Annotated in this window: 19 protein-coding genes, 1 tRNA gene and 1 pseudogene; 9 read left to right on the top strand and 12 right to left on the bottom strand. The window is 54.1% G+C overall.

The window, feature by feature from the left end:
- Nucleotides 1-4 precede the first annotated feature (4 nt).
- From hcp to aqpZ, 3 genes are all read right to left on the bottom strand, one after another.
- Entirely contained in the window at nt 5-1,657 is a 1,653-nt protein-coding gene (gene hcp / locus OGV50_RS22110; RefSeq protein ID WP_024130487.1) for a hydroxylamine reductase, read from the bottom strand.
- A gap of 145 nt (nt 1,658-1,802) precedes the next feature.
- Entirely contained in the window at nt 1,803-2,702 is a 900-nt protein-coding gene (locus OGV50_RS22115) for a LysO family transporter (protein ID WP_012133055.1), read from the bottom strand.
- 174 nt (nt 2,703-2,876) lie between these two features.
- Nucleotides 2,877-3,572: an aquaporin Z gene (gene aqpZ, locus OGV50_RS22120; RefSeq protein ID WP_024130486.1), complete on the bottom strand. Its 696-nt coding sequence runs from the start codon at nt 3,570-3,572 to the stop codon at nt 2,877-2,879.
- A 290-nt stretch (nt 3,573-3,862) separates the two neighbouring features.
- On the opposite strand from aqpZ, the gene OGV50_RS22125 reads away from it, so the two are divergent.
- From OGV50_RS22125 to macB, 3 genes are all read left to right on the top strand, one after another.
- The gene (locus OGV50_RS22125; protein WP_049009763.1) at nt 3,863-5,521 is read left to right on the top strand and encodes an ATP-dependent endonuclease; all 1,659 of its coding nucleotides are present in this window, start codon (nt 3,863-3,865) and stop codon (nt 5,519-5,521) included.
- A 166-nt stretch (nt 5,522-5,687) separates the two neighbouring features.
- The gene (gene macA / locus OGV50_RS22130; RefSeq protein ID WP_407056833.1) at nt 5,688-6,785 is read left to right on the top strand and encodes a macrolide transporter subunit MacA; all 1,098 of its coding nucleotides are present in this window, start codon (nt 5,688-5,690) and stop codon (nt 6,783-6,785) included.
- Nucleotides 6,782-8,728, top strand: coding sequence for a macrolide ABC transporter ATP-binding protein/permease MacB (macB, locus tag OGV50_RS22135; RefSeq protein ID WP_200092326.1), 1,947 nt, complete (start codon nt 6,782-6,784; stop codon nt 8,726-8,728). The genes macA and macB overlap by 4 nt, the downstream gene beginning before the upstream one ends.
- Nucleotides 8,729-8,864: 136 nt before the next feature.
- Here macB and cspD read toward each other — a convergent pair whose 3' ends face one another.
- Entirely contained in the window at nt 8,865-9,086 is a 222-nt protein-coding gene (cspD, locus tag OGV50_RS22140) for a cold shock-like protein CspD (protein WP_000447499.1), read from the bottom strand.
- Between the two features lie 150 nt (nt 9,087-9,236).
- Here cspD and OGV50_RS22145 point away from each other — a divergent pair, with 150 nt between their 5' ends.
- From OGV50_RS22145 to cas6f, 4 genes and pseudogenes are all read left to right on the top strand, one after another.
- Entirely contained in the window at nt 9,237-9,311 is a 75-nt protein-coding gene (locus tag OGV50_RS22145; RefSeq protein WP_213164981.1) for a hypothetical protein, read from the top strand.
- Nucleotides 9,312-9,409: 98 nt separating this feature from the next.
- Nucleotides 9,410-9,730, top strand: a complete 321-nt coding sequence (gene clpS / locus OGV50_RS22150; RefSeq protein WP_012133050.1) for an ATP-dependent Clp protease adapter ClpS — start codon at nt 9,410-9,412, stop codon at nt 9,728-9,730.
- A gap of 30 nt (nt 9,731-9,760) precedes the next feature.
- On the top strand, nt 9,761-12,037 hold the full coding sequence (gene clpA, locus OGV50_RS22155) for an ATP-dependent Clp protease ATP-binding subunit ClpA (RefSeq protein ID WP_012133049.1): 2,277 nt from the start codon (nt 9,761-9,763) through the stop codon (nt 12,035-12,037).
- 230 nt (nt 12,038-12,267) lie between these two features.
- A pseudogene (gene cas6f, locus OGV50_RS22160) lies at nt 12,268-12,636 on the top strand (type I-F CRISPR-associated endoribonuclease Cas6/Csy4); the annotation flags it as partial.
- A 136-nt stretch (nt 12,637-12,772) separates the two neighbouring features.
- Here the strand turns inward: cas6f and OGV50_RS22165 are convergent.
- The 3 genes from OGV50_RS22165 to OGV50_RS22175 all read right to left on the bottom strand — a co-directional run bounded on the left by OGV50_RS22165 (nt 12,773) and on the right by OGV50_RS22175 (nt 14,573).
- Nucleotides 12,773-12,860, bottom strand: a tRNA-Ser gene (locus OGV50_RS22165).
- A 147-nt stretch (nt 12,861-13,007) separates the two neighbouring features.
- Entirely contained in the window at nt 13,008-13,685 is a 678-nt protein-coding gene (locus OGV50_RS22170) for an isochorismatase family protein (protein ID WP_012133047.1), read from the bottom strand.
- A gap of 21 nt (nt 13,686-13,706) precedes the next feature.
- Nucleotides 13,707-14,573, bottom strand: coding sequence for a pirin family protein (locus OGV50_RS22175; RefSeq protein WP_200092328.1), 867 nt, complete (start codon nt 14,571-14,573; stop codon nt 13,707-13,709).
- A 108-nt stretch (nt 14,574-14,681) separates the two neighbouring features.
- Between OGV50_RS22175 and OGV50_RS22180 the strand changes: the two genes are divergently transcribed.
- Nucleotides 14,682-15,593 carry a LysR family transcriptional regulator gene (locus tag OGV50_RS22180; RefSeq protein ID WP_200092330.1) on the top strand — a complete coding sequence of 304 codons (912 nt, stop codon included), beginning with the start codon at nt 14,682-14,684 and terminating at the stop codon, nt 15,591-15,593.
- 373 nt (nt 15,594-15,966) lie between these two features.
- On the opposite strand, the gene infA is transcribed toward OGV50_RS22180, so the two are convergent.
- From infA to trxB, 5 genes are all read right to left on the bottom strand, one after another.
- Nucleotides 15,967-16,185: a translation initiation factor IF-1 gene (gene infA / locus OGV50_RS22185; protein WP_001040187.1), complete on the bottom strand. Its 219-nt coding sequence runs from the start codon at nt 16,183-16,185 to the stop codon at nt 15,967-15,969.
- Between the two features lie 284 nt (nt 16,186-16,469).
- Nucleotides 16,470-17,174, bottom strand: a complete 705-nt coding sequence (gene aat / locus OGV50_RS22195) for a leucyl/phenylalanyl-tRNA--protein transferase (RefSeq protein WP_012133041.1) — start codon at nt 17,172-17,174, stop codon at nt 16,470-16,472.
- A gap of 44 nt (nt 17,175-17,218) precedes the next feature.
- Entirely contained in the window at nt 17,219-18,940 is a 1,722-nt protein-coding gene (cydC, locus tag OGV50_RS22200; RefSeq protein ID WP_130028924.1) for a heme ABC transporter ATP-binding protein/permease CydC, read from the bottom strand.
- Nucleotides 18,941-20,707, bottom strand: a complete 1,767-nt coding sequence (gene cydD / locus OGV50_RS22205) for a heme ABC transporter permease/ATP-binding protein CydD (protein ID WP_200092343.1) — start codon at nt 20,705-20,707, stop codon at nt 18,941-18,943.
- 113 nt (nt 20,708-20,820) lie between these two features.
- Nucleotides 20,821-21,789: a thioredoxin-disulfide reductase gene (gene trxB, locus OGV50_RS22210; protein ID WP_012133038.1), complete on the bottom strand. Its 969-nt coding sequence runs from the start codon at nt 21,787-21,789 to the stop codon at nt 20,821-20,823.
- Between the two features lie 547 nt (nt 21,790-22,336).
- On the opposite strand from trxB, the gene lrp reads away from it, so the two are divergent.
- Nucleotides 22,337-22,831 carry a leucine-responsive transcriptional regulator Lrp gene (lrp, locus tag OGV50_RS22215; protein ID WP_000228469.1) on the top strand — a complete coding sequence of 165 codons (495 nt, stop codon included), beginning with the start codon at nt 22,337-22,339 and terminating at the stop codon, nt 22,829-22,831.
- Nucleotides 22,832-22,860 lie beyond the last annotated feature (29 nt).

Below are 22,860 nucleotides of genomic sequence, written 5' to 3' on the forward strand. Positions count from 1 at the left end.
CTCCTTACGCGCTCAACAGTTGCTGCATATCTTCTTCAACGGTGGTGACCTGACGCAGGCCAAATTTCTCGTTGAGGACAGCCAGCAGATCCGGGGTGAAGAAACCTGGCGCAGTCGGCCCGGTTACGATGTTTTTCACGCCCAGAGACAACAGCGTCAGCAGGATGACGATCGCTTTCTGTTCGAACCAGGAGAGCACCAGAGACAGCGGCAGGTCGTTCACGCCACAGCCCAGTTTTTCTGCCAGCGTGACGGCCAGAATGATGGCGGAGTAAGCGTCGTTACACTGACCGGCGTCAACCAGACGCGGCAGACCTTCGATGTCGCCGAATTCCAGTTTGTTGAAGCGGTATTTACCACAGGCCAGCGTCAGAATCAGGCAGTCATCCGGTACGCTGGTCGCGAAATCGGTGAAGTAGTTACGTTCGCCACGCGCGCCGTCACAGCCGCCCACCAGGAAGATGTGACGCAGTTTTTCGCGGCTGACCAGGTCGATCAGGCTGTCTGCTGCGCCCAGCAGCGTCTGGCGACCGAAACCAACGGTGATCAGATGCGGGATTTCGCTGTACGGGAAGCCTGCCATCTGCTGCGCCTGGGCGATAACCGGAGAGAAATCTTCGCCTTCCAGGTGGTTTACGCCCGGCCAACCGACGATGCTGCGCGTCCAGATACGGTCGTCATACGCGCCAACGGTCGGGTCGATGATGCAGTTAGAGGTCATCACGATAGGGCCAGGGAAGCGGGCGAATTCAACCTGCTGGTTCTGCCAGCCGCTGCCGTAGTTACCGACCAGGTGTTTGAATTTACGCAGTTCCGGGTAACCGTGCGCGGGCAGCATTTCACCGTGGGTATAGACGTTCACGCCAGTCCCTTCGGTCTGCTCCAGCAGGTTGTACAGATCTTTCAGGTCGTGACCGGAGATCAGGATGCACTTACCCTCAACCGCTTTCACGTTAACCTGAGTTGGGGTCGGGTGGCCGTATTTGGTGGTTTCACCGGCATCCAGGATGCTCATCACTTTGAAGTTCATCTGGCCAATTTCCATAGAACATTCCAGCAGAGCGTTCATATCGGAAGGCCAGGTGCCCAGCCACGCCATGATTTTGTGGTACTGCGCGTAGATGTCGTTGTCATACTGACCCAGAACGTGGGCGTGCTCCATGTACGCTGCCGCACCTTTCAGGCCATACAGGCAAAGCAGACGCAGGCCGAGGATGTTCTCGCCAATAGCGGCTTTGTCTTTGTTCGGGGTGAACTCGGCGGCCTGACGTTGCAAATCGCCCAGATCGTCGCTGACCAGTTGCAGGTCGGCCATCGGGTTGTTTACCGTGGCGCTTGCATCGATGTTCTGGCACTGCGCTTTCAGCGATTCGCGCAGGGCGATCGCTTCACGGGCATAGCCGACGATACGCGGAGAATCGAAGTTAACGTTGGTCAGGGTGGAGAAAAATGCACGCGGGGCAAAGTTGTCAACGTCATGATCGATGATGCCATATTCACGGGCTTTAGCAGCCCATGCAGACAGACCTTGCAGGGACGCAATCAGCAGATCCTGGAGATCGGACGTTTCCGCTGTTTTACCGCACATACCCTGCGCGTAGGAGCAGCCGTTCCCCGCCGGAGTACGGATGGTTTGTTCACATTGCACACAAAACATGGTCACACCTTTTTTAAAGTTATATTTAATATACATGTTTAAGGTTATGCCTGCGCGCAAAGGGATAAAAGTGATTTCTTACATAATTTACAGGGAGATTGATTTAGCGCAATTTTGGCGGCAGGGTTCTACCGCCAGGGAGGTATCAGGCTGAGAAAAAGGCCATCAGGATCGGCACCAGCAGGCTGAGGATAAAACCGTGAACGATGGCGGCAGGCACCATCTCCAGACCGCCTGTACGCTGAAGCACCGGCAACGTGAAGTCCATCGACGTGGCGCCGCATAACCCTAACGCGGTGGAGCGACTGCGACGAACCAGACCGGGGATCAGCATAATCGCTATCAGCTCGCGCGCCAGATCGTTAAAGAAAGCGGCGCTGCCAATTACCGGGCCGAACGATTCGGTCAATAAAATGCCGGACAGGGAATACCAGCCGAAACCTGATGCCATTGCCAGCGCGGTTTTGATCGGCAGGCCGAGAATGAGCGCATTGATGACTCCGCCGAGCATAGAGCTGGCGACCACCACCACGGCGACAATCATCCCCCGGCGATTCAGCACAATCTGTTTTAAGGTCATGCCATTGTTTCGCAACTGGATGCCGATCAGGAATAATAAGAAGATCAGCGTATATTCGCTGGCTTCCGTGGCGTGTTTGAGAAATGCCAGCCCGCTGAGGCCAAGCAGAAAACCCAGCACCACGACGCCGCATAATTTAAGTGACTCAAGCGCCATCGCGATACGTGAAGGTAATTTCTCCTGCTGGTGGTTGTGTCGCCACGGTAGCGAACGTTCCAGCCAGAATAATGCCGCGATGTTACACAGCAAAATAACGGTAATACTGACAGCGGAATAATGAAAAATAGCGAGCAAATTACTGGCGAGATTATCCAGGAACGCCAGGCTGATCCCCATAAAAAAGAGAATGACGTAGACAATCCAGCTTAACAGCCGGTTGATCAGTTTTAATGCGGCCTGATGCTGAAGCGGAATGAGGTAGCCCACAATCAGTGGAACCAAAATGATTAAAAGTCCTGAAAACATGAACAACCGGGTCCTTTATATGCGAGACAGCGCAATGACACTACCCAATAAAGGCGGTCAGGTAAAGGAGCAAAAAAAGCCGGGTGGCGTTAACGCTTACCCGGCCTGCTTATTGTACTGTACCGCAGGTCGGGTAAGGCGTAGTCGCCACCCGACACCACGGACTTCACTCAATTAATCGCGTTTTTCAAGCAGCGTGCGGTACAGCACGCCACCCAGAATACCGCCGATAATCGGCATCACCCAGAACAGCCACAGTTGTTGTAATGCCCAACCGCCCTGGAAGATCGCAACCGCGGTGCTGCGCGCCGGGTTCACAGAGGTGTTGGTGACCGGAATACTGATCAGGTGAATCAGGGTTAACGCCAGACCAATAGCGATCGGGGCAAAACCCGCCGGGGCGTGTTTGTCCGTCGCGCCATGAATGACCAGCAGGAAACCGGCGGTCAGCACGATTTCAATGACGATGGCGGAAAGCATGGAATAACCGCCAGGGGAATGTTCGCCGTAACCGTTAGAGGCAAAACCGCTGGCAGCGGCATCAAAGCCTGCTTTACCGCTGGCAATCAGATACAGCACCGCCGCGGCAATAATACCGCCGACAACCTGAGCGATAATATAGCCAATGACCTCTTTTGCCGGAAAACGACCGCCAGCCCATAAACCTAATGTCACTGCCGGGTTAAAATGTCCGCCGGAAATATGACCTACGGCAAATGCCATTGTCAGTACGGTCAGACCAAAAGCCAGCGCGACACCCGCAAAACCAATTCCCAGTTCAGGGAATGCCGCAGCCAGAACGGCGCTTCCGCAGCCACCGAAAACGAGCCAGAATGTACCGAAACATTCGGCTGCTAATTTTCTAAACATAACCACCTCAAATAATAAAATTAACCACATTGAATATGCGGCTGTTTTTTTATCGTCATAAAAGGGTGACGACATAATGCAGGAAACTGTATTTTAAGAACGAACGTCACCCAATCACCAGTTAAAAAAATTCAGTTAGTTTGATTTAGGGCAATGTGGTGTGAATCCTTGTTCTGATTTGTCTTAATAAAGAGTGTAGTGCACGGACTTAATGCTGCAATTATCACGCCATGCAACGGATTTTGTCGTTATACTGCGGAAAGGATAAGTTGTTCATTTCTGGAGGATACATGATTCTCGAACGCGTTGAGATTGTGGGTTTTCGCGGGATCAATCGATTATCGTTGATGCTGGAGCAAAACAACGTGCTGATTGGGGAGAACGCGTGGGGGAAATCCAGCCTGCTGGATGCCTTAACTCTGCTGCTGTCGCCAGAATCGGAACTGTATCATTTCATCCGCGAGGATTTCTGGTTTCCCCCCGGAGATATTCAGGGACGTGAACATCATCTGCATATTATCCTCACTTTCCGTGAATCTCAGCCAGGCCGCCATCGGGTGCGTCGATACCGCCCGCTGGAGGCATGCTGGTCTCCCTGTCAGGATGGCTTTCACCGTATTTTCTACCGTCTGGAGGGGGAGAGCGCGGCAGATGGCAGCGTGATGACGCTGCGCAGCTTCCTTGATGGCGACGGCCACCCGCTACCGATCGATGATATTAATCGCCAGGCACACCATCTCATTCGTTTGATGCCGGTACTGCGCCTGCGCGATGCGCGCTTTATGCGACGCATCCGTAACGGTACGGTGCCCGATGTTCCCGATGTTGAAGTTACCGCCTGCCAGCTGGACTTTCTGGCGCGAGAGCTGGCGACCCGTCCGCAGAATTTAACGGACGGGCAGATCCGCCAGGGGCTTTCGGCGATGGTACAGCTGCTGGAGCACTACTTTTCCGAGCAAGGCGCGGGGCAATCCCGTCATCGGTTGATGCGTCGCCGTTCGAACAACGAACAGCGTAGCTGGCGCTATCTGGACATTATTAACCGGATGATCGACAAACCCGGCGGCCGCACGCATCGCGTGATCCTGCTGGGGCTGTTCTCCACGCTGTTACAGGCAAAAGGGACGCTGCGGCTGGATAAAGATGCCCGACCATTATTATTGGTTGAAGACCCGGAAACGCGTCTGCATCCGATTATGCTGTCGGTGGCATGGCAGTTGTTGAATCTTTTACCGCTGCAACGTGTGGCAACGACCAATTCCGGCGAGCTGCTGTCGCTGACGCCTGTGGAGCACGTTGTCCGTCTGGTGCGTGAATCTTCACGGGTCGCGGCCTGGCGACTGGGGCCTGGCGGGCTGAGCGCGGAAGATGGTCGCCGTATCGCCTTTCATATTCGTTTTAACCGGGCCTCGTCGCTGTTTTCCCGCTGCTGGCTGCTGGTGGAAGGCGAAACGGAAACCTGGGTTATCAACGAACTGGCGCGCCAGTGTGGGCACCACTTCGATGCCGAAGGGATTAAAGTGATCGAATTCGCCCAGTCTGGCCTGAGACCGCTGGTAAAATTCGCCCGCCGGATGGGGATTGAGTGGCATGTGCTGGTGGATGGCGACGAAGCCGGGAAAAAATATGCCGCAACGGTGCGCGGTTTGCTGAATAACGACCGGGAAGAAGAGCGTGAGCACCTGACGGCATTGCCTGCTCTGGATATGGAACATTTTATGTATCGGTCAGGATTTGCTGATGTCTTTCATCGGGTGGCGCAAATACCGGAAAACGTTCCAATGAATATGCGGAAAATTATCTCGAAGGCGATCCACCGCTCGTCAAAGCCTGATTTAGCCATTGAAGTGGCGATGGAGGCAGGGCGACGCGGCGTTGACGCGGTGCCGACGCTGTTCAAAAAAATGTTTTCCCGCGTACTCTGGCTGGCGCGCGGGAGAGCGGATTAACGGCGAAACAGCCGCGACATCTGTGGCGGAATGCAGTCCAGCAATGGATAGCGACGGCGATATTCGGCGCGTTTTTCAGTGTTTGTTTATTTACCGTTAAGGTTTATCTTCCCACTCTGGTGGATATCTCGGGGAATGTTGGATCGTTATGAAGCTCAAGGGAAAAATGAAAAAGCGCTATATTCTCATCGCCCTCATTATCATCGTGGCGATGTTTACGCTCTGGCGAACGTTAAATGCGCCGCTACCCCACTATCAAACGCTGATTGTCCGTCCGGGCGACCTCCAGCAGAGCGTACTGGCGACGGGGAAACTGGATGCGCTGCGCAAAGTGGATGTCGGGGCGCAGGTCAGCGGCCAGCTTAAAACGCTGTCGGTCGCAATTGGCGACAAGGTGAAAAAAGATCAGCTGCTTGGCGTTATCGATCCTGAACAGGCGGAAAACCAGATCAAAGAAGTGGAAGCCACGCTGATGGAATTACGCGCTCAGCGCCGACAGGCTGAAGCCGAGTGGAAACTGGCGCGCGTCACCCTGTCACGCCAGCAACAGCTGGCGAAAACCCAGGCGATTTCGCGACAGGAACTGGATACAGCCACGACGGAAATGGCCGTCAAACAGGCGCAGATCGGCACGATTGACGCGCAGATTAAGCGTAATCAGGCTTCTCTTGATACGGCAAAAACCAACCTGGATTACACCCGCATTGTCGCCCCGATGGCAGGCGAGGTGACGCAAATTACCACCTTGCAGGGACAGACGGTGATTGCCGCTCAACAGGCGCCAAATATCCTGACGCTGGCGGATATGAGCACCATGCTGGTGAAGGCGCAGGTTTCCGAAGCGGACGTTATTCACCTGCGTCCCGGACAAAAAGCCTGGTTTACCGTGCTGGGCGACCCTCAGACCCGCTATGAAGGCGCGCTGAAAGATGTCCTGCCCACGCCTGAAAAAGTGAACGACGCTATTTTCTATTACGCGCGTTTTGAAGTTCCTAACCCGAAAGGGATTTTGCGCCTGGACATGACCGCACAGGTGCATATTCAGCTCACGGACATTAAAAACGTGTTGACGATTCCTCTGGCGGCGCTTGGCGACCCGGTCGGCAATAACCGCTACAAAGTCACGCTGTTGCGTAACGGCGAAACCCGTGAACGCGAGGTGTCGATTGGCGCGCGTAACGATACTGACGTGGAGATCGTCAAGGGACTGGAAGAGGGCGATGAGGTGGTAATCAGCGAGAGCAAACCTGGAGCCGCGCAATGACGGCATTGCTTGAGCTGAGCAATATTCGCCGTAGTTATCCGTCAGGTGAAGAACAGGTCGAGGTGCTGAAGGGCATCTCCCTGCAAATTCATGCCGGAGAGATGGTAGCGATTGTCGGCGCGTCCGGTTCCGGTAAATCGACCCTGATGAATATCCTCGGCTGTCTGGATAAACCCACCAGCGGCACCTATCGGATTGCGGGGCGGGATGTCTCCACGCTCGACAGCGACGCGCTGGCGCAACTCCGCCGCGAACATTTTGGTTTTATCTTCCAGCGTTATCATTTGCTCTCACATCTGACGGCGGCGCAAAACGTTGAGGTGCCCGCCGTTTATGCCGGTACGGAGCGCAAACGGCGGCTGGAGCGGGCCGAAGAGTTGCTGCAACGGCTGGGGCTGGGCGATCGGGTGGATTATCAGCCTTCACAGCTCTCCGGCGGGCAACAGCAGCGGGTGAGTATTGCGCGCGCGCTGATGAACGGCGGGCAGGTGATCCTCGCCGATGAACCGACGGGGGCGCTCGACAGCCATTCCGGCGATGAAGTGATGGCGATTCTGCATCAACTGCGCGATCGGGGGCATACGGTCATTATCGTGACCCACGACCCGCAGGTTGCCGCTCAGGCCGAACGGGTGATTGAAATCCACGATGGCGAGATCGTGCGTAATCCGCCGTCGCAGAAAACGCAAGCGGGGCAAGGCATCGCGGAGCCCGTCGTCAAAACGGCCTCCGGCTGGAGCCTGTTTGTCAGCGGATTTCGTGAGGCGCTCACGATGGCGTGGCTGGCAATGGCTGCCAATAAAATGCGCACCTTGCTCACCATGCTGGGGATTATTATCGGGATTGCGTCGGTGGTGTCGATCGTGGTGGTCGGCGATGCGGCAAAACAGATGGTGCTGGCGGATATTCGCGCTATTGGCACCAATACTATCGATATTTATCCCGGTAAAGACTTCGGCGACGACGATCCGCAATATCAGCAGGCGCTGAAATATGACGATTTGAACGCGATTCAGAAGCAGCCGTGGGTAACGTCCGCGACGCCTGCCGTATCGCAAAATCTGCGGCTTCGCTATGGCAACATCGACGTGGCCGCCAGCGCCAATGGCGTCAGCGGCGACTATTTTAACGTCTACGGCATGACCTTTAGCGAGGGGAACACGTTCAACAGAGAGCAGTTGAATGGCCGGGCACAGGTGGTGGTGCTCGACAGCAACACGCGGCGTCAACTTTTCCCCAATAAAGCGAAAGTGGTGGGCGAAGTGATCCTGGTCGGTAATATGCCTGCAACGGTGATCGGCGTGGCCGAAGAGAAACAGTCTATGTTCGGCAGCAGTAAGATCCTCCGCGTCTGGCTACCGTACAGCACGATGTCCGGGCGGGTGATGGGGCAGTCATGGCTGAACTCCATCACCGTTCGGGTGAAAGAGGGATTTGACAGCGCGCAGGCTGAGCAGCAGCTTACCCGCCTGCTGACGCTGCGCCACGGGAAGAAGGATTTCTTTACCTGGAATATGGACGGCGTCTTGAAAACCGCCGAAAAGACCACACGTACTCTTCAACTGTTCCTGACGCTGGTTGCGGTGATCTCACTGGTGGTTGGGGGGATCGGCGTAATGAACATTATGCTGGTTTCCGTCACTGAACGAACCCGGGAGATTGGCATCCGTATGGCGGTAGGCGCGCGCGCCAGCGATGTGCTGCAACAGTTCTTAATTGAAGCGGTGCTGGTGTGTCTGGTCGGCGGCGCGTTGGGGATCGGGCTGTCGATGCTGATCGCCTTTACGCTACAGATGTTTTTACCCGGCTGGGAAATTGGCTTCTCGCCCGTCGCGCTCCTGACGGCGTTCTTGTGCTCGACGTTTACCGGGATACTGTTTGGCTGGTTGCCCGCACGTAATGCGGCACGACTCGATCCGGTAGATGCGCTGGCGCGGGAGTGAATCTTGCCGGATGTTTGTCCGCCGGGTAAGGCGCGTCAGCGTCGCTATTCGGCAAAAAGCAATGGCGCAGAAATAAAAATGCCAGCCGATCGGGCTGGCATTTTGACTGCGGGATGTACACAATGAGACAGAAGAGCTATGCAACGGCTTCTGCTTCGATGGGCACGATGACACTGGCATGATTGCCTTTTGGCCCCTGGTGGACATCAAACCGGACAGACTGCCCGGCTTTAAGCGTTCTGTAACCATCCATTTGAATGGTGGAGTAATGGGCGAAAATATCTTCGCCGCCGCCTTCAGGGCAGATGAAACCAAACCCTTTGGCATTGTTGAACCACTTTACAGTACCCGTTTCCATGCTTCGACATCCTTCGTAAATCTTATATAAGTAAGATGGAATGAACCGGTGGCGGAGTGGGGGCTGTTCAAAACCTCGCCAACTCTCGAAACTACAATTTAGAGAAATCAGGCGGGGCGTCAAGCGCCAGGCGGGGTGGATGGGGTAAAAATGAATCAAAAATTTGAAGCAGTTAACGCTATTGCCGGTAATGTGACAGATGTCGCGGATGACAGAGATAGATGATAGTTATCTATTAATTGGGGTAGATTGATTACGTGCATAGGCTCTTGTCAGCGGCAGTACGTTCTGCCGGTAACCGTAACCGAAGATGACGACTGACAATGGGTAAGACGAACGATTGGCTGGATTTTGACCAGCTGGCGGAAGATAAGGTGCGCGACGCGCTAAAACCGCCATCTATGTATAAAGTGATATTAGTCAATGATGATTACACTCCAATGGAGTTTGTTATTGACGTGTTACAAAAATTCTTTTCTTATGATGTAGAACGTGCAACGCAACTGATGCTTGCGGTTCACTATCAAGGTAAAGCTATCTGCGGCGTATTTACCGCCGAGGTCGCGGAGACCAAAGTGGCGATGGTGAACAAGTATGCGAGGGAGAACGAGCATCCGTTGCTGTGTACGCTGGAAAAAGCCTGAATGCAGGCGTAAAAATTGGGGGAGGTGCCTATGCTCAATCAAGAACTGGAACTCAGTTTAAACATGGCTTTCGCCAGAGCGCGCGAGCACCGACATGAGTTTATGACCGTCGAGCACTTGTTACTGGCGTTGCTCAGTAACCCATCGGCCCGCGAAGCGCTGGAAGCGTGCTCCGTGGATTTGGTGGCGCTCCGTCAGGAACTTGAAGCCTTCATTGAACAAACCACACCCGTACTGCCTGCCAGCGAAGAAGAGCGCGACACACAGCCGACGTTGAGTTTTCAGCGCGTGCTGCAACGTGCGGTCTTTCACGTTCAGTCCTCCGGGCGCAGTGAGGTAACTGGCGCGAATGTGCTGGTGGCTATCTTCAGCGAACAGGAATCCCAGGCGGCCTATCTGCTGCGTAAGCATGAAGTCAGCCGCCTCGACGTGGTGAACTTTATTTCTCATGGGACGCGAAAGGACGAGCCGAGTCAGTCTTCTGACCCCGGCAATCAGCCAAATAGCGAAGAACAAGTTGGCGGGGAGGAACGTATGGAGAACTTCACGACTAACCTTAACCAGCTTGCTCGCGTGGGCGGAATCGATCCGCTGATTGGTCGTGAAAAAGAGCTGGAGCGTGCCATTCAGGTGCTGTGTCGCCGCCGGAAAAATAACCCGCTGCTGGTGGGTGAGTCCGGCGTCGGTAAGACGGCGATTGCCGAAGGTCTGGCCTGGCGTATTGTCCAGGGCGATGTGCCGGAAGTGATGGCGGATTGCACCCTCTACTCGCTGGATATCGGCTCGCTGCTGGCAGGTACCAAGTATCGCGGCGATTTCGAAAAACGTTTTAAAGCGCTGCTCAAACAGCTGGAACAGGACACCAACAGCATCCTGTTTATTGATGAGATCCACACCATTATCGGTGCGGGTGCGGCGTCGGGCGGCCAGGTGGATGCCGCAAACCTGATTAAACCGCTGCTTTCCAGCGGTAAGATCCGCGTGATTGGTTCCACGACGTATCAGGAATTCAGCAATATTTTCGAGAAAGACCGCGCGTTAGCGCGTCGCTTCCAGAAAATTGATATCACTGAGCCGTCCGTGGATGAGACTGTGCAGATCATCAACGGCCTGAAACCGAAGTACGAAGCGCACCACGATGTTCGCTACACGGCGAAAGCGGTGCGTGCGGCGGTAGAGCTGGCGGTGAAATACATCAACGACCGTCATCTGCCGGATAAGGCGATTGACGTCATCGACGAAGCCGGTGCGCGTGCTCGTCTGATGCCGGTCAGCAAGCGCAAGAAAACCGTCAACGTGGCGGATATTGAGTCTGTTGTGGCGCGCATCGCGCGTATTCCTGAGAAGAGCGTCTCGCAGAGCGATCGCGATACGCTGAAAAACCTCGGCGACCGCCTGAAAATGCTGGTCTTCGGGCAGGATAAGGCAATTGAAGCGCTGACCGAAGCGATCAAAATGAGCCGTGCGGGTCTCGGTCATGAACATAAACCTGTCGGTTCGTTCCTGTTCGCGGGGCCTACCGGGGTAGGGAAAACCGAGGTAACGGTACAGCTCTCCAAAGCGCTGGGTATTGAGCTGCTGCGGTTTGATATGTCCGAGTATATGGAACGCCACACCGTAAGCCGCCTGATCGGCGCGCCTCCGGGATATGTCGGTTTCGACCAGGGCGGTCTGCTGACCGATGCGGTTATCAAACATCCACATGCAGTTCTGCTGCTGGATGAAATTGAGAAGGCGCATCCAGATGTCTTTAACCTGCTGTTGCAGGTGATGGACAACGGCACGCTGACGGACAACAACGGGCGTAAAGCGGATTTCCGCAACGTGGTGCTGGTGATGACCACCAACGCCGGTGTGCGTGAAACTGAACGTAAATCGATTGGCCTCATCCATCAGGACAACAGTACGGACGCGATGGGTGAAATCAAGAAAGTGTTTACGCCGGAGTTCCGTAACCGTCTCGACAACATTATCTGGTTCGATCACCTGTCTACTGAAGTGATCCATCAGGTTGTCGATAAGTTTATCGTCGAGTTGCAGGTTCAACTGGATCAGAAAGGCGTCTCCCTGGAAGTGAGTCAGGAAGCGCGTGACTGGCTGGCAGAGAAAGGCTATGACCGCGCGATGGGCGCACGTCCAATGACGCGCGTCGTCCAGGACAACCTGAAAAAACCGCTGGCAAACGAGCTGCTGTTCGGTTCGCTGGTTGGCGGCGGCCAGGTGACCGTTGCGCTGGATAAAGAGAAAAATGAGCTGACGTATGGCTTCCAGAGTGCGCAAAAGCACAAACCGGAAGCCGCGCATTAATCTCGTAACCGGTAAAATCTGAACGCCAGTCGCGTTCAGATAAACTCGCTAAAATCCGTAATCTCTTTTGAGGTTACGGATTTTTTTTGCCGCCATGCCCCGGATACCTGGAAACCCTTTTTTTGAGTGTTTTTTAACGCTATGATTTTTATGTGTTTATATTTTTCTTTATTAACACCATGATAGCGACGAACAGCTTCAGTTCACTGCCGTACAGATAGCTTAGAAAAGCGTTACAGGAACTTGAGGCTGGTTCATGGCGTAAGGGGCTGAATGATTATTGCCAGTGTATGGCGATAACCCCTGTTCCGGCTGTAAAAGGCTGGCGCACGGTGAGTCGGGTGCAGGTGAAAAGCAGTCCACAACGGTTATTGCGGCGTTCCGTCAGGAAGGGATGGTTGACGGAAGAGCAGGCGCAACTGCGCCTGGTGGAGTCAACCGAACAGCATAGCGATTTGCCTTACCTGAACGTTAAGAGCTTGTCGAATCAGCAACAATTTCGGGTGTTTATTCGCCACAGTGAACTGCGTTCTGAACCTGTTAGCGGGACATTCACAAGCTATGGATTAAGTTCTACGGCGACCATTCCCTGGTTCTGAGAAGCCTGATGGCGCTTCGCTTATCAGGCCTACAGAGCGCCACTCGTAGGCCGGATAAGGCGCGAGCGCCGCCATCCGGCGATGTGCAACATGCGAAAAAAAAGCCCGTACTTTCGTACGAGCTCTTTTCTGAATATGGCGGTGAGGGGGGGATTCGAACCCCCGATACGTTGCCGTATACACACTTTCCAGGCGTGCTCCTTCAGCCACTCGGACACCTCACCATATTGTATTGCTGCCTGACCGCTTGGGGGGCAACGGGGCGCTACTATAGGGAGTTGCGCTAAAACGGTCAAGCAGAATTTACGCTTTAATTATCGTTTGGTTACGCAATGAACATATTCCCTGCCCTGGGGGAGCAGGGAATACGATTAGCGCTGTGAATCCAGTATCTCACCGTTTTTCACCACTTCCTGCGCTTTGCTGTAACTCTCGATCAACAACTGATACGCCGGGAACACTTTGGTGTAGACCTCAGCCCACTCTGCTGCGTCTTCACGGTTCCAGGTGCCCTGCAACTCGGAAGCCACTGCGGCGGTATCCATCGGTACGACGCCCGCCTGAACAACGCGTGCCAGCGTGATTTCCTGGGCCATTTTGCTGTAGGTGCCGGAAGCATCAATAACAGCAAACACTTTATAACCTTCCGCGACTGCGCTAATTGCCGGGAATGCCATGCAAACGCTGGTAATCGTACCGGCGATGATCAGCGTTTTACGGCCGGTCGCTTTTACCGCCTGGACGAAATCAGCGTTATCCCAGGCGTTGATCTCGCCTTTACGGGCAATATACTGCGCGTGCGGTGCATTGGCGTGGATCTCCGGGATCAGCGGGCCGTTCGGTCCCTGCGGTACAGATGCCGTCGTAATGACCGGCATCTTCGACAAGGTTGCCATTTTGGCCAGTGCGGCCGCACGGGCGCGCAATTCAGGCATCGGCATATCGCCAACGGTCTGGAAAAGCCCGCTCTGGTGGTCGATTAACAGCATAACAGAATCGTTAACGTCAATTACCGGGCGCAAACCATTAAAATTAGCAGGACTGGACATATTGTGTACTCCTCAATGTTTTCAGATTTGGCCAAAACGGCCGGAGTTGAAATCGCGTACGGCTTCTGCGATTTCTTGTTTTGTGTTCATGACAAATGGGCCGTAACCGACAATGGGCTCATTCAGCGGCTCGCCCGACAACAGCAGAACGCTGGCATCGCTACTGGCTTCGAGATGCAGGTTTTCACCTTTCTGGCTTAACACCACCAGTTGCGCTTCATTTACCGGTGTTGTGCCATTCACCGTAATACTTCCTTTCAGGACGACCAGCGCGGTGCTCCATCCTTCAGCGACGGGCAGCGTAAGATGACGATCGCGTTGCAGGCGCATATCCCAGACATTTAACGGCGAGAAGGTATGCGCCGGGCCTTTTACATCCTGATAGCGGCCCGCAATAATGCGCGCGGTTCCGGCTTCGTCAGGCAGCGTTACGGCAGGGATGAGATCGCTGCTGATGCCCTGATAACCCGGCACCGCCATTTTGTCTTTCGCGGGCAGGTTCACCCACAGTTGCACCATTTCCAGCTCGCCTCCCTGTTGGGTAAAGGCTGAAGAATGAAACTCTTCATGCAAAATGCCTGCGCCTGCGGTCATCCACTGCACATCGCCAGGGCCGATGACGCCGCCGCGGCCTGTTGAATCGCGGTGCTCAACTTCGCCGCTGTAAACAATCGTGACGGTTTCAAAGCCGCGATGCGGGTGTTCTCCCACTCCACGTTTTTCGTTTTCGGCGCCAGGGGCAAAGGTATGCGGCCCGGCATAGTCCAGCAGCAGGAACGGACTTAACTGCTCTGCATGGGACTGATAAGAGAATAGCGAACGAACCGGAAATCCATCGCCAACCCAGTGCGGGCGAGGTGCGGTATAGACGCCTGTAATCTGTTTCATGGTGGTCTCCTCGGTGGCGTTGTCTTGATGTAAATAAGCTTATATCTATGACAATGATCTGAGTAGTCGCTAAAATAGACCTTACCGTTCTATAAACAGGACAATGTAATGACAAAACCGGATCTCAATGATTTTGCGTGGTTTGTTCATGTCGTCGAGGAGGGGGGATTTGCGGCGGCAGGGCGAGCGCTGGATGAACCAAAGTCAAAGCTTAGCCGACGTATTGCGCAACTGGAGGAACGGCTGGGCGTTCGCCTTATTCAACGAACCACGCGGCAATTTAATGTCACTGAAGTCGGGCAGACCTTTTATGAACATTGTAAGGCAATGCTGGTGGAAGCACAGGCGGCGCAGGATGCGATAGCCGCCTTACAGGTCGAACCGCGCGGCATTGTAAAACTGACATGTCCAGTGACGTTGCTACATGTACATATCGGCCCAATGCTGGCGAAGTTTATGGCGCGTTATCCCGATGTGTCGTTACAACTTGAAGCAACCAACCGCCGTGTTGACGTGGTTGGCGAGGGCATTGACGTTGCAATTCGCGTCCGGCCGCGTCCTTTTGAAGACAGCGATCTGGTGATGCGCGTGCTGGCGGACAGGGGGCACCGTTTGTTTGCCAGCCCGGCGTTGGTACAGTGTATGGGAAATCCTTCTTCGCCAGCAGAACTGCATCACTGGCCCGGACTGAGCCTGGCTTCAGGTAAACATATCCACCGTTGGGAACTCTTTGGTCCACAGGGCGCGCGCGCTGAAGTTCACTTTACACCGCGTTTGATCACCACAGACATGCTGGCGCTGCGTGAAGCGGCCGTTGCGGGCGTCGGCCTCGTTCAGTTACCTGTTTTAATGGTGAAAGACCAACTGGCTGCGGGGAAGCTGGTTGCCTTGCTGGAAGGATGGGAACCCAGAAGAGAGGTGATTCATGCGGTATTCCCGTCCCGCCGTGGATTGTTGCCGTCCGTACGCGCGCTGGTGGATTTTTTGACAGAAGAGTATGCGCGAATGGTGGAAGATTAAAACAGAGCGCAATATACCCTTTTTTATTTTATGTCACTAACTTATTGATTTTATTGTGTATATATAACTTGGGTGAAAAAGGGTCTGACAGGAAGACGTTGCGTTTTTCTTCAATAAATCAACGTGATTGTCTGATATTATTCCTGTTCACTGCCGTACAGGCAGCTTAGAAACAGCGAAAACCACGCCCGATAAACAGGGTATGGTTCACTGCCGTACAGGCAGTTCAGTATTTAATGTAGAAGGAAGGGACGCTGCGGGGAATAAAAATAACGTTAATTCGCATCAACGGTATTCATGCAGGAAAGGGACAATAAAAAGGCCGGATAAACCGACCTTTTTTTATCTTTACGCCACCCGGGCGTGAAAACAATCAGCGACTACGGAAGACAATGCGGCCTTTGCTCAGGTCGTACGGGGTCAGTTCAACAGTCACTTTGTCGCCCGTCAGGATGCGGATGTAGTTTTTACGCATTTTACCGGAGATGTGTGCAGTAACCACGTGACCGTTTTCTAATTCTACGCGGAACATGGTATTAGGTAACGTTTCGAGAACGGTACCCTGCATTTCAATATTGTCTTCTTTGGCCATCTAATCCTCTGGGGTATCACTACCGTAATTTGAACCGGCAAGATAATGCCGAAGTTCTTTAAATAAGTAAAGATTTGCGCGTTTAAAACGCAGCAAATCAGGTTTGGCGCATTACTCCGAAAAACACGGCAAAGCCGCACTTGAAGCGCAACGTATAAGGGAGCGATGAGATAAACGATGGGCGTTACCTGACGCGAACGGTTCCTTAACGGCGGCGGGGTAATGGGCATAACCTGCTCTGCGGCACAATTATAACACCCTGACAAAAAATGTGCCGAAAACATTCACGCCTGAGGCGAAAATAACGTGCGTGGCACCCAGAAATGACCCGGTAATCGCTGTTGCCGTAATGATCCCAGATGCTCAAGGTATTGCCTGCGGGGAATTTCGACAGCGCCAAGCGATGCCGTGTGGCTATTCAGCACCTGGCAGTCGATTAATTTTCCACCTTGACGAATAAATTCAGCGCAAAAAACAAGCAGCGCGGTTTTGGAGGCGTTCTCCTGGCGACTGAACATCGATTCGCCGCAAAACAGGGTGCCTTGCGAAACGCCATACATGCCGCCGACGAGCGCGTTGTGTCGCCATACTTCGATGGAATGCGCATGCCCCAGCTCATGTAAGCGGTGATACGCTTCCACCACATCGCGCGTGATCCAGGTTCCTTCGTCACGATCGTTGGCGCAGCCTTCAATAACCTGACCAAACGCATAATTAAGCGTGACGCGATAGGGCGATCGTTTGTGAAAACGCTTCATGCTGCGGCTGATGTGTAATGTTTCAGGCTGCAAAATAGCGCGAGGATCGGGTGACCACCAAAGAATCGGGTCGCCTGGTGAAAACCACGGGAAAATACCCCGCTGATAGGCCATCAATAAGCGGGCAGGACTGAGATCGCCACCAAGCGCCAATAAACCATTGGGTTCACGTAACGCGCCTTCCGGCGAGGGGAAGGCGATTGAGTGGCGAGAAAGCTGAACCAGGCGCATGACCGCAGAACTCCAGTACGCAAGTCGGATCGTTCAATAATAGCTTACAGACGTTGCTTAAACTGGTAATAACGACCCTGCCTGGCTAACAGATCTGCGTGATTACCTTGCTCAATAATTTGCCCGTTGTCCATCACTATTATTTGATCAAAACGTGACAGCCCGCGCAGACGGTGCGTGACCATTAAAACGGTTTTCCCGCGCATAACCTCTGCCAGCAATTCAAGCATCTGGCTTTCGGTTGTCGCGTCCAGCCCCTCCGTGGGTTCATCGAGCAGCATGAGCGGCGCATCGTGCAGCAGGGCACGGGCGATAGCCAGACGACGAAGCTCGCCGCCTGACAGCTGACGTCCGCCTTCGCCTAGCCAGCTGTTAAGTCCGCCATCCTCCAGCAGCTTTTCCAGCCCGACACGGCGCAGCATCTCTGAGAGCGTATCGTCGTTTGCGTCTGGCGCTGCCAGCAGCAGGTTGTCACGCAATGTGGCGCTGAACAGGTGTACTCGCTGCGGCACCACGCTAATGGTGCGACGCAGGGCCGCTTCATCCAGCGTTGAAATTGGTTGATCGTTAAGCAGAATATCGCCGCTCTGCGGGTCCCAGGCGCGGGTGAGCAGTTGCAGCAATGTCGATTTCCCGCAGCCGGTGCGTCCGAGAATAGCGATATGTTCTCCGGGCGCGACTTGCAGAGAAAGGGCATCCAGCGCTTTTTGCGGCTGCTCCGGGTAACTGAATGAAACGTCACGCAGCGTCAGCGTTACCTGCCGGGGAGCCGCTGCTTCGCCATCCGGGAAGGTCACTTCAGGCTGCTGCTCGGTCAGTTCGGTAATACGCAGCGCAGAGGCGATGACCTGGCCAAGATGTTGAAACGCGCCGGTAACGGGGGCAAGCGCTTCAAATGCCGCCAGCGCGCAAAAGACAAACAGCGCTATCAGCGCGCCAGGCTGGCTGTTATCGCCGACGCCGCCGGAAGCCATCCATAACATCAGCATTACCGCCAGTGCGCCAATCAGCAGCATTAAGGCCTGGGATAGCGCCGTTAATTCAGACTGACGTCGCTGGGCTTCATGCCACTGTAATTCCGTGGCTTCCATTTGCGCCCGATAGCGCGAGCTGGCGCCAAATATTGTCAGTTCCGCCTGACCCTGTAGCCAGGCGGTTAACTGCTGGCGATACTGACCGCGTAAATGGGTTAAGTTCTGCCCGGTGCTTTTTCCGGCGCGATAGAAGAGCGGAGGCATAATAAACAGCGTCAGCAGCATAATGCCACCCAGCGTAATCGCGAGGGTGAAATCGAGAACACTCAGCCCCAGCGTGACCACCATAATCACCACAAACGCGCCAACCAGCGGAGAAATAACGCGCAGGTAGAGGTGATCCAGCGTATCGACATCGGCGACGACGCGGTTCAGCAGCTCGCCCTGACGATAGCGGGCAAGACCAGCAGGGGAGAGCGGCAGCAGCTTGCTGAACGTATGAATACGCAAATGTTGCAATACGCGGAAGGTGGCGTCATGGCTGACCAGACGCTCGAAATACCGGCCCGCAGTACGGGTGATCGCCGCACCGCGCACGCCAGCAGCCGGCAGCATGTAGTTAAAGCTATAGATACCCGCCACACCGACTACGGCTGAGGCGGAGAGGAACCAGCCAGAGAGCGTCAGCAAACCGATACTGGCCAGTAGCGTGACGATGGCCAGAATAATACCGAGCGTTAACATCCACTTATGACGTTTATACAGCGTCAGATACGGTAGCAAGGCACGCATTTAAATGTCCTCCTGACGATGAGCCAATAGTGTCGCAAACGCGCCGTTGGCGCTGCTGAGTTGGGCATAATCACCTTGCTCGATGATCTGCCCGTCCTGCATAACCCAGATCACGTCCCAGTCGGCAAGATCTTCTAACTGATGCGTTACCATCAGCGTGGTCTGGCGTTTTGATGCGGCATTCAGCGCCTGCATTACACGCTGCTCGCTGTGGGCATCCAGACTGGCGGCGGGTTCATCCAGCAACAACAATTTGCAGGGATTCAGCAGAGCGCGGGCAACCGCAACCCGCTGCGCCTGACCGACGGAAAGGCGACCAGCGTGATCGCCAGTCGGCGTGTCTACGCCTTGCGGCAACAGAGGTAAAAACTCACTGACCCAGGCGCTGTCGAGAGCCGCCTGTAACGCTTGTTCACTGGCATCCGGGCGGGCAAGCAGGACGTTTTCACGGAGCGTGCCAGCCGGTAATTGTGGGTTTTGCCCCACCCAGGAGAGATGTTTTCGCCAAGATTCCGGGGATAAATCACGAAGTTCAACGCCGTTAATGCACAGGGAGCCCTGATAAGAGAGAAAGCCAGACAGCGCGTTTAACAGCGAACTCTTTCCTGAACCGCTGCGGCCAACCAGTACGGCGCTCTGACCTGCGGCCAGTGTGAAATTCAGCGGTCCTGCAAGCGTTTTACCTTCCGGCGAGGTAATTATCAGATCCTGCGCTTCAAGGGTTACCGGTTCTTTCCCGGAAAGTTCGACATCACCGCGTTCCGGGTGAGCGAGAGGCGTTTCCATAAAGGTTTTCAGGCTGTCAGCCGCACCTACCGCCTGCGCTTTGGCATGGTAAAAGGTGCCCAGATCGCGCAGTGGCTGGAAAAACTCCGGCGCCAGAATCAGCGCCAGGAAGCCGGCGGCAAGCGTGACGCCCGTCCCGTAATGGCCGAAATTAAGTTCGCCGAGGTAGGAGAAACCGAAATAAACCGCGACCAGCGCAATGGACAGCGACGTGAAGAACTCCAGTACCCCGGAGGATAAAAAGGCGAGACGCAGGACTTCCATTGTGCGCTGGCGAAAATCTTGTGAAGCGACACGAATGCTTTCCGTTTCTGCTTCACCGCGCCCGAAGATGCGCAGCGTCTCCATACCGCGTAAGCGGTCGAGGAAATGCCCGCTCAGGCGGGCAAGCGCCTGGAAATTACGGCGGTTAGCGTCGGCGGCGCCCATTCCCACCATCGCCATAAATAATGGGATCAGCGGTGCGGTGCCGAGCAAAATTAGCGCGGCGGCCCAGTTTGACGGGAAGATCGCCGCCACAATCAACAGGGGAACGCAGACAGCAAGCGCCATTTGCGGCAGATAGCGGGCATAGTAATCATGCATATCGTCAATCTGCTCCAGCACCAGCGTCGCCCAGCTACCAGCCGGTTTACCCTGAATCCAGGCTGGCCCTGCCTGTTGCAGGCGATCCAGCACCTGGCGGCGGATCTCAAATCGGATATGCTGCCCGGCATGAAAACCCACCCGCTCGCGCAGCCAGACCACCCAGGCGCGCAGGACAAACACCAACATCAGTACGATGAAGGGGAGCAGGAGGGCTTCGCGGGGAATATTGTCCATGATCATATGCTGGAGAATGCGAGCCATGATCCAGGCCTGAGCGACAATCAGTACGCCACTCACGAAACCCAACAGGCGTGAAATGTTCAGCCAACGTTGGGAAATTACACTTTGCTGTTTTAACCAGCGGGTCAATTCTTTTTGACGGGTTTTATTCATTGCACGCTTAGCAGGTGAGTTATCGGAATTTTTGGCACGGCAATGTTACAACGGGGCAAAAATAAAGGCGACTTATAGTCGCCTTTTTTACTTTTGTTACTGATTTGTAAAAACTATTTGCACGCGTCAGCCAGACCGTCAAGGTAGCGTTCAGCGTCCAGCGCCGCCATGCAACCTGTGCCCGCTGAGGTGATTGCCTGACGATAAATATGGTCCATCACGTCGCCTGCGGCGAACACGCCGGGAACGCTGGTCTGCGTGGCGTTACCGTGGATGCCGGACTGGACTTTGATATAGCCGTTTTCCAGTTCAAGCTGACCTTCAAAAATCGCGGTGTTCGGGCTGTGGCCGATGGCGACAAACAGGCCTGCAACGTCAAGGGATTCAATGTTGTCCGGGTTTTGCGTATCACGCAGACGCAAACCGGTAACGCCCATCTGATCGCCGGTCACCTCTTCCAGAGTGCGGTGGGTATGCAGCACGATGTTGCCGTTTTCCACTTTATCCATCAGGCGCTTAATCAGAATTTTTTCGGCGCGGAAGCCGTCGCGACGGTGAATCAAATGCACTTCAGCGGCGATGTTCGCCAGGTATAACGCTTCTTCAACCGCCGTGTTGCCGCCGCCGATGACCGCGACCTTCTGGTTGCGGTAGAAGAAACCGTCGCAGGTGGCGCAGGCAGACACGCCACGGCCTTTAAATGCTTCTTCAGACGGCAGGCCGAGGTAGCGTGCGGAAGCGCCGGTTGCGATGATCAGCGCATCGCAGGTGTATTCGCCGCTGTCGCCGGTCAGACGGAAAGGACGGTTTTGCAGATCCACGCTATTGATGTGATCGAAGATGATTTCAGTATCAAATTTCGTCGCATGTTCGTGCATGCGCTCCATCAACAGCGGCCCGGTCAGATCGTTCGGATCGCCAGGCCAGTTTTCCACTTCCGTCGTGGTGGTCAGTTGACCGCCTTTCTCCATACCGGTAATCAGAACCGGTTGCAGGTTTGCGCGCGCAGCGTAGACCGCAGCGGTATATCCCGCCGGTCCAGAACCCAGGATAAGCAGTTTACTGTGTTTGGTCGTGCCCATGAGATCCCCATAGTTGTTGGCAGACAATGGGCAGGATTGTAGGGAATTTGCAGACGTAAAAAAAGAGTATAGCGATTTTGTTAACAATATGTGTAATAGCAGGAACCGATGAATGGGCGGATTTAGGGCTGCGATATAATGCTTTCTACTTAAAATCGGCCAGTTATAAGGTGATAAAATGACGATTTAGCGCCGCTCTTAATGAATAACTGGCATGTTGTACTAAAAATCGATGTTTTGCTTTGACAATCCCCTGCTGTTTTGCGAAAACATCTTCTGGAAGAAAAAAACAGTGTTATGTGTGTGCTGCATAATCATGCATATAAGCACCATGTTTACCGGGCTAGTGAAATCTACGCATGGCGTGGACAGACGCCATTCGTGATGTCGATAGCTGCCATCCGGCAACGGTCTTCTCACCATAGGCCCTGGCATTGCGCGCCGTTAATCCCTCTGGGTTCGGTCTATTGTGATGGGCATCGACTCTGAACAGTGATGTTAGTAGAGTCAGGCAGGAGTAGGGAAGGAATACAGAGAGACAATAATAATGGTAGATAGCAAGAAGCGCCCTGGCAAAGATCTCGACCGTATCGATCGTAACATTCTTAATGAGTTGCAAAAGGATGGGCGTATTTCTAACGTCGAGCTTTCTAAACGAGTGGGACTTTCACCGACGCCTTGCCTTGAGCGTGTCCGTCGGCTGGAAAGACAGGGTTTTATTCAGGGCTATACGGCGCTGTTAAACCCGCATTATCTGGATGCATCACTTCTGGTTTTTGTTGAGATTACTCTGAATCGTGGCGCTCCAGATGTGTTTGAACAATTTAACGCCGCAGTACAAAAACTTGAAGAAATTCAAGAGTGTCATTTAGTTTCCGGTGATTTCGACTACCTGTTGAAAACACGCGTGCCGGATATGTCAGCGTACCGTAAGCTGCTGGGTGAAACCCTGCTGCGTCTGCCTGGCGTGAATGACACACGTACTTACGTGGTAATGGAAGAAGTCAAACAGAGCAATCGTCTGGTAATTAAGACGCGCTAACACGGAACAGGTGCAAAATCGACGTAGTT

It is taken from the genome of Citrobacter sp. CK180 (assembly GCF_030333655.1).
GTDB classification, from domain to species: domain Bacteria; phylum Pseudomonadota; class Gammaproteobacteria; order Enterobacterales; family Enterobacteriaceae; genus Citrobacter_B; species Citrobacter_B koseri.

Excerpts from the sequence above, each read along its gene's own strand:
- cspD (WP_000447499.1), bottom strand. The coding sequence starts at position 9,086 with ATGGAAACGGGTACTGTAAAGTGGTTCAACAATGCCAAAGGGTTTGGT.
- aqpZ (WP_024130486.1), bottom strand. The coding sequence starts at position 3,572 with ATGTTTAGAAAATTAGCAGCCGAATGTTTCGGTACATTCTGGCTCGTT.
- macA (WP_407056833.1), top strand. The coding sequence starts at position 5,688 with ATGAAAAAGCGCTATATTCTCATCGCCCTCATTATCATCGTGGCGATG.
- OGV50_RS22175 (WP_200092328.1), bottom strand. The coding sequence starts at position 14,573 with ATGAAACAGATTACAGGCGTCTATACCGCACCTCGCCCGCACTGGGTT.
- clpA (WP_012133049.1), top strand. The coding sequence starts at position 9,761 with ATGCTCAATCAAGAACTGGAACTCAGTTTAAACATGGCTTTCGCCAGA.
- macB (WP_200092326.1), top strand. The coding sequence starts at position 6,782 with ATGACGGCATTGCTTGAGCTGAGCAATATTCGCCGTAGTTATCCGTCA.
- trxB (WP_012133038.1), bottom strand. The coding sequence starts at position 21,789 with ATGGGCACGACCAAACACAGTAAACTGCTTATCCTGGGTTCTGGACCG.
- OGV50_RS22125 (WP_049009763.1), top strand. The coding sequence starts at position 3,863 with ATGATTCTCGAACGCGTTGAGATTGTGGGTTTTCGCGGGATCAATCGA.
- lrp (WP_000228469.1), top strand. The coding sequence starts at position 22,337 with ATGGTAGATAGCAAGAAGCGCCCTGGCAAAGATCTCGACCGTATCGAT.
- cydD (WP_200092343.1), bottom strand. The coding sequence starts at position 20,707 with ATGAATAAAACCCGTCAAAAAGAATTGACCCGCTGGTTAAAACAGCAA.
- cydC (WP_130028924.1), bottom strand. The coding sequence starts at position 18,940 with ATGCGTGCCTTGCTACCGTATCTGACGCTGTATAAACGTCATAAGTGG.
- OGV50_RS22180 (WP_200092330.1), top strand. The coding sequence starts at position 14,682 with ATGACAAAACCGGATCTCAATGATTTTGCGTGGTTTGTTCATGTCGTC.
- aat (WP_012133041.1), bottom strand. The coding sequence starts at position 17,174 with ATGCGCCTGGTTCAGCTTTCTCGCCACTCAATCGCCTTCCCCTCGCCG.
- infA (WP_001040187.1), bottom strand. The coding sequence starts at position 16,185 with ATGGCCAAAGAAGACAATATTGAAATGCAGGGTACCGTTCTCGAAACG.
- OGV50_RS22115 (WP_012133055.1), bottom strand. The coding sequence starts at position 2,702 with ATGTTTTCAGGACTTTTAATCATTTTGGTTCCACTGATTGTGGGCTAC.
- hcp (WP_024130487.1), bottom strand. The coding sequence starts at position 1,657 with ATGTTTTGTGTGCAATGTGAACAAACCATCCGTACTCCGGCGGGGAAC.
- OGV50_RS22170 (WP_012133047.1), bottom strand. The coding sequence starts at position 13,685 with ATGTCCAGTCCTGCTAATTTTAATGGTTTGCGCCCGGTAATTGACGTT.
- clpS (WP_012133050.1), top strand. The coding sequence starts at position 9,410 with ATGGGTAAGACGAACGATTGGCTGGATTTTGACCAGCTGGCGGAAGAT.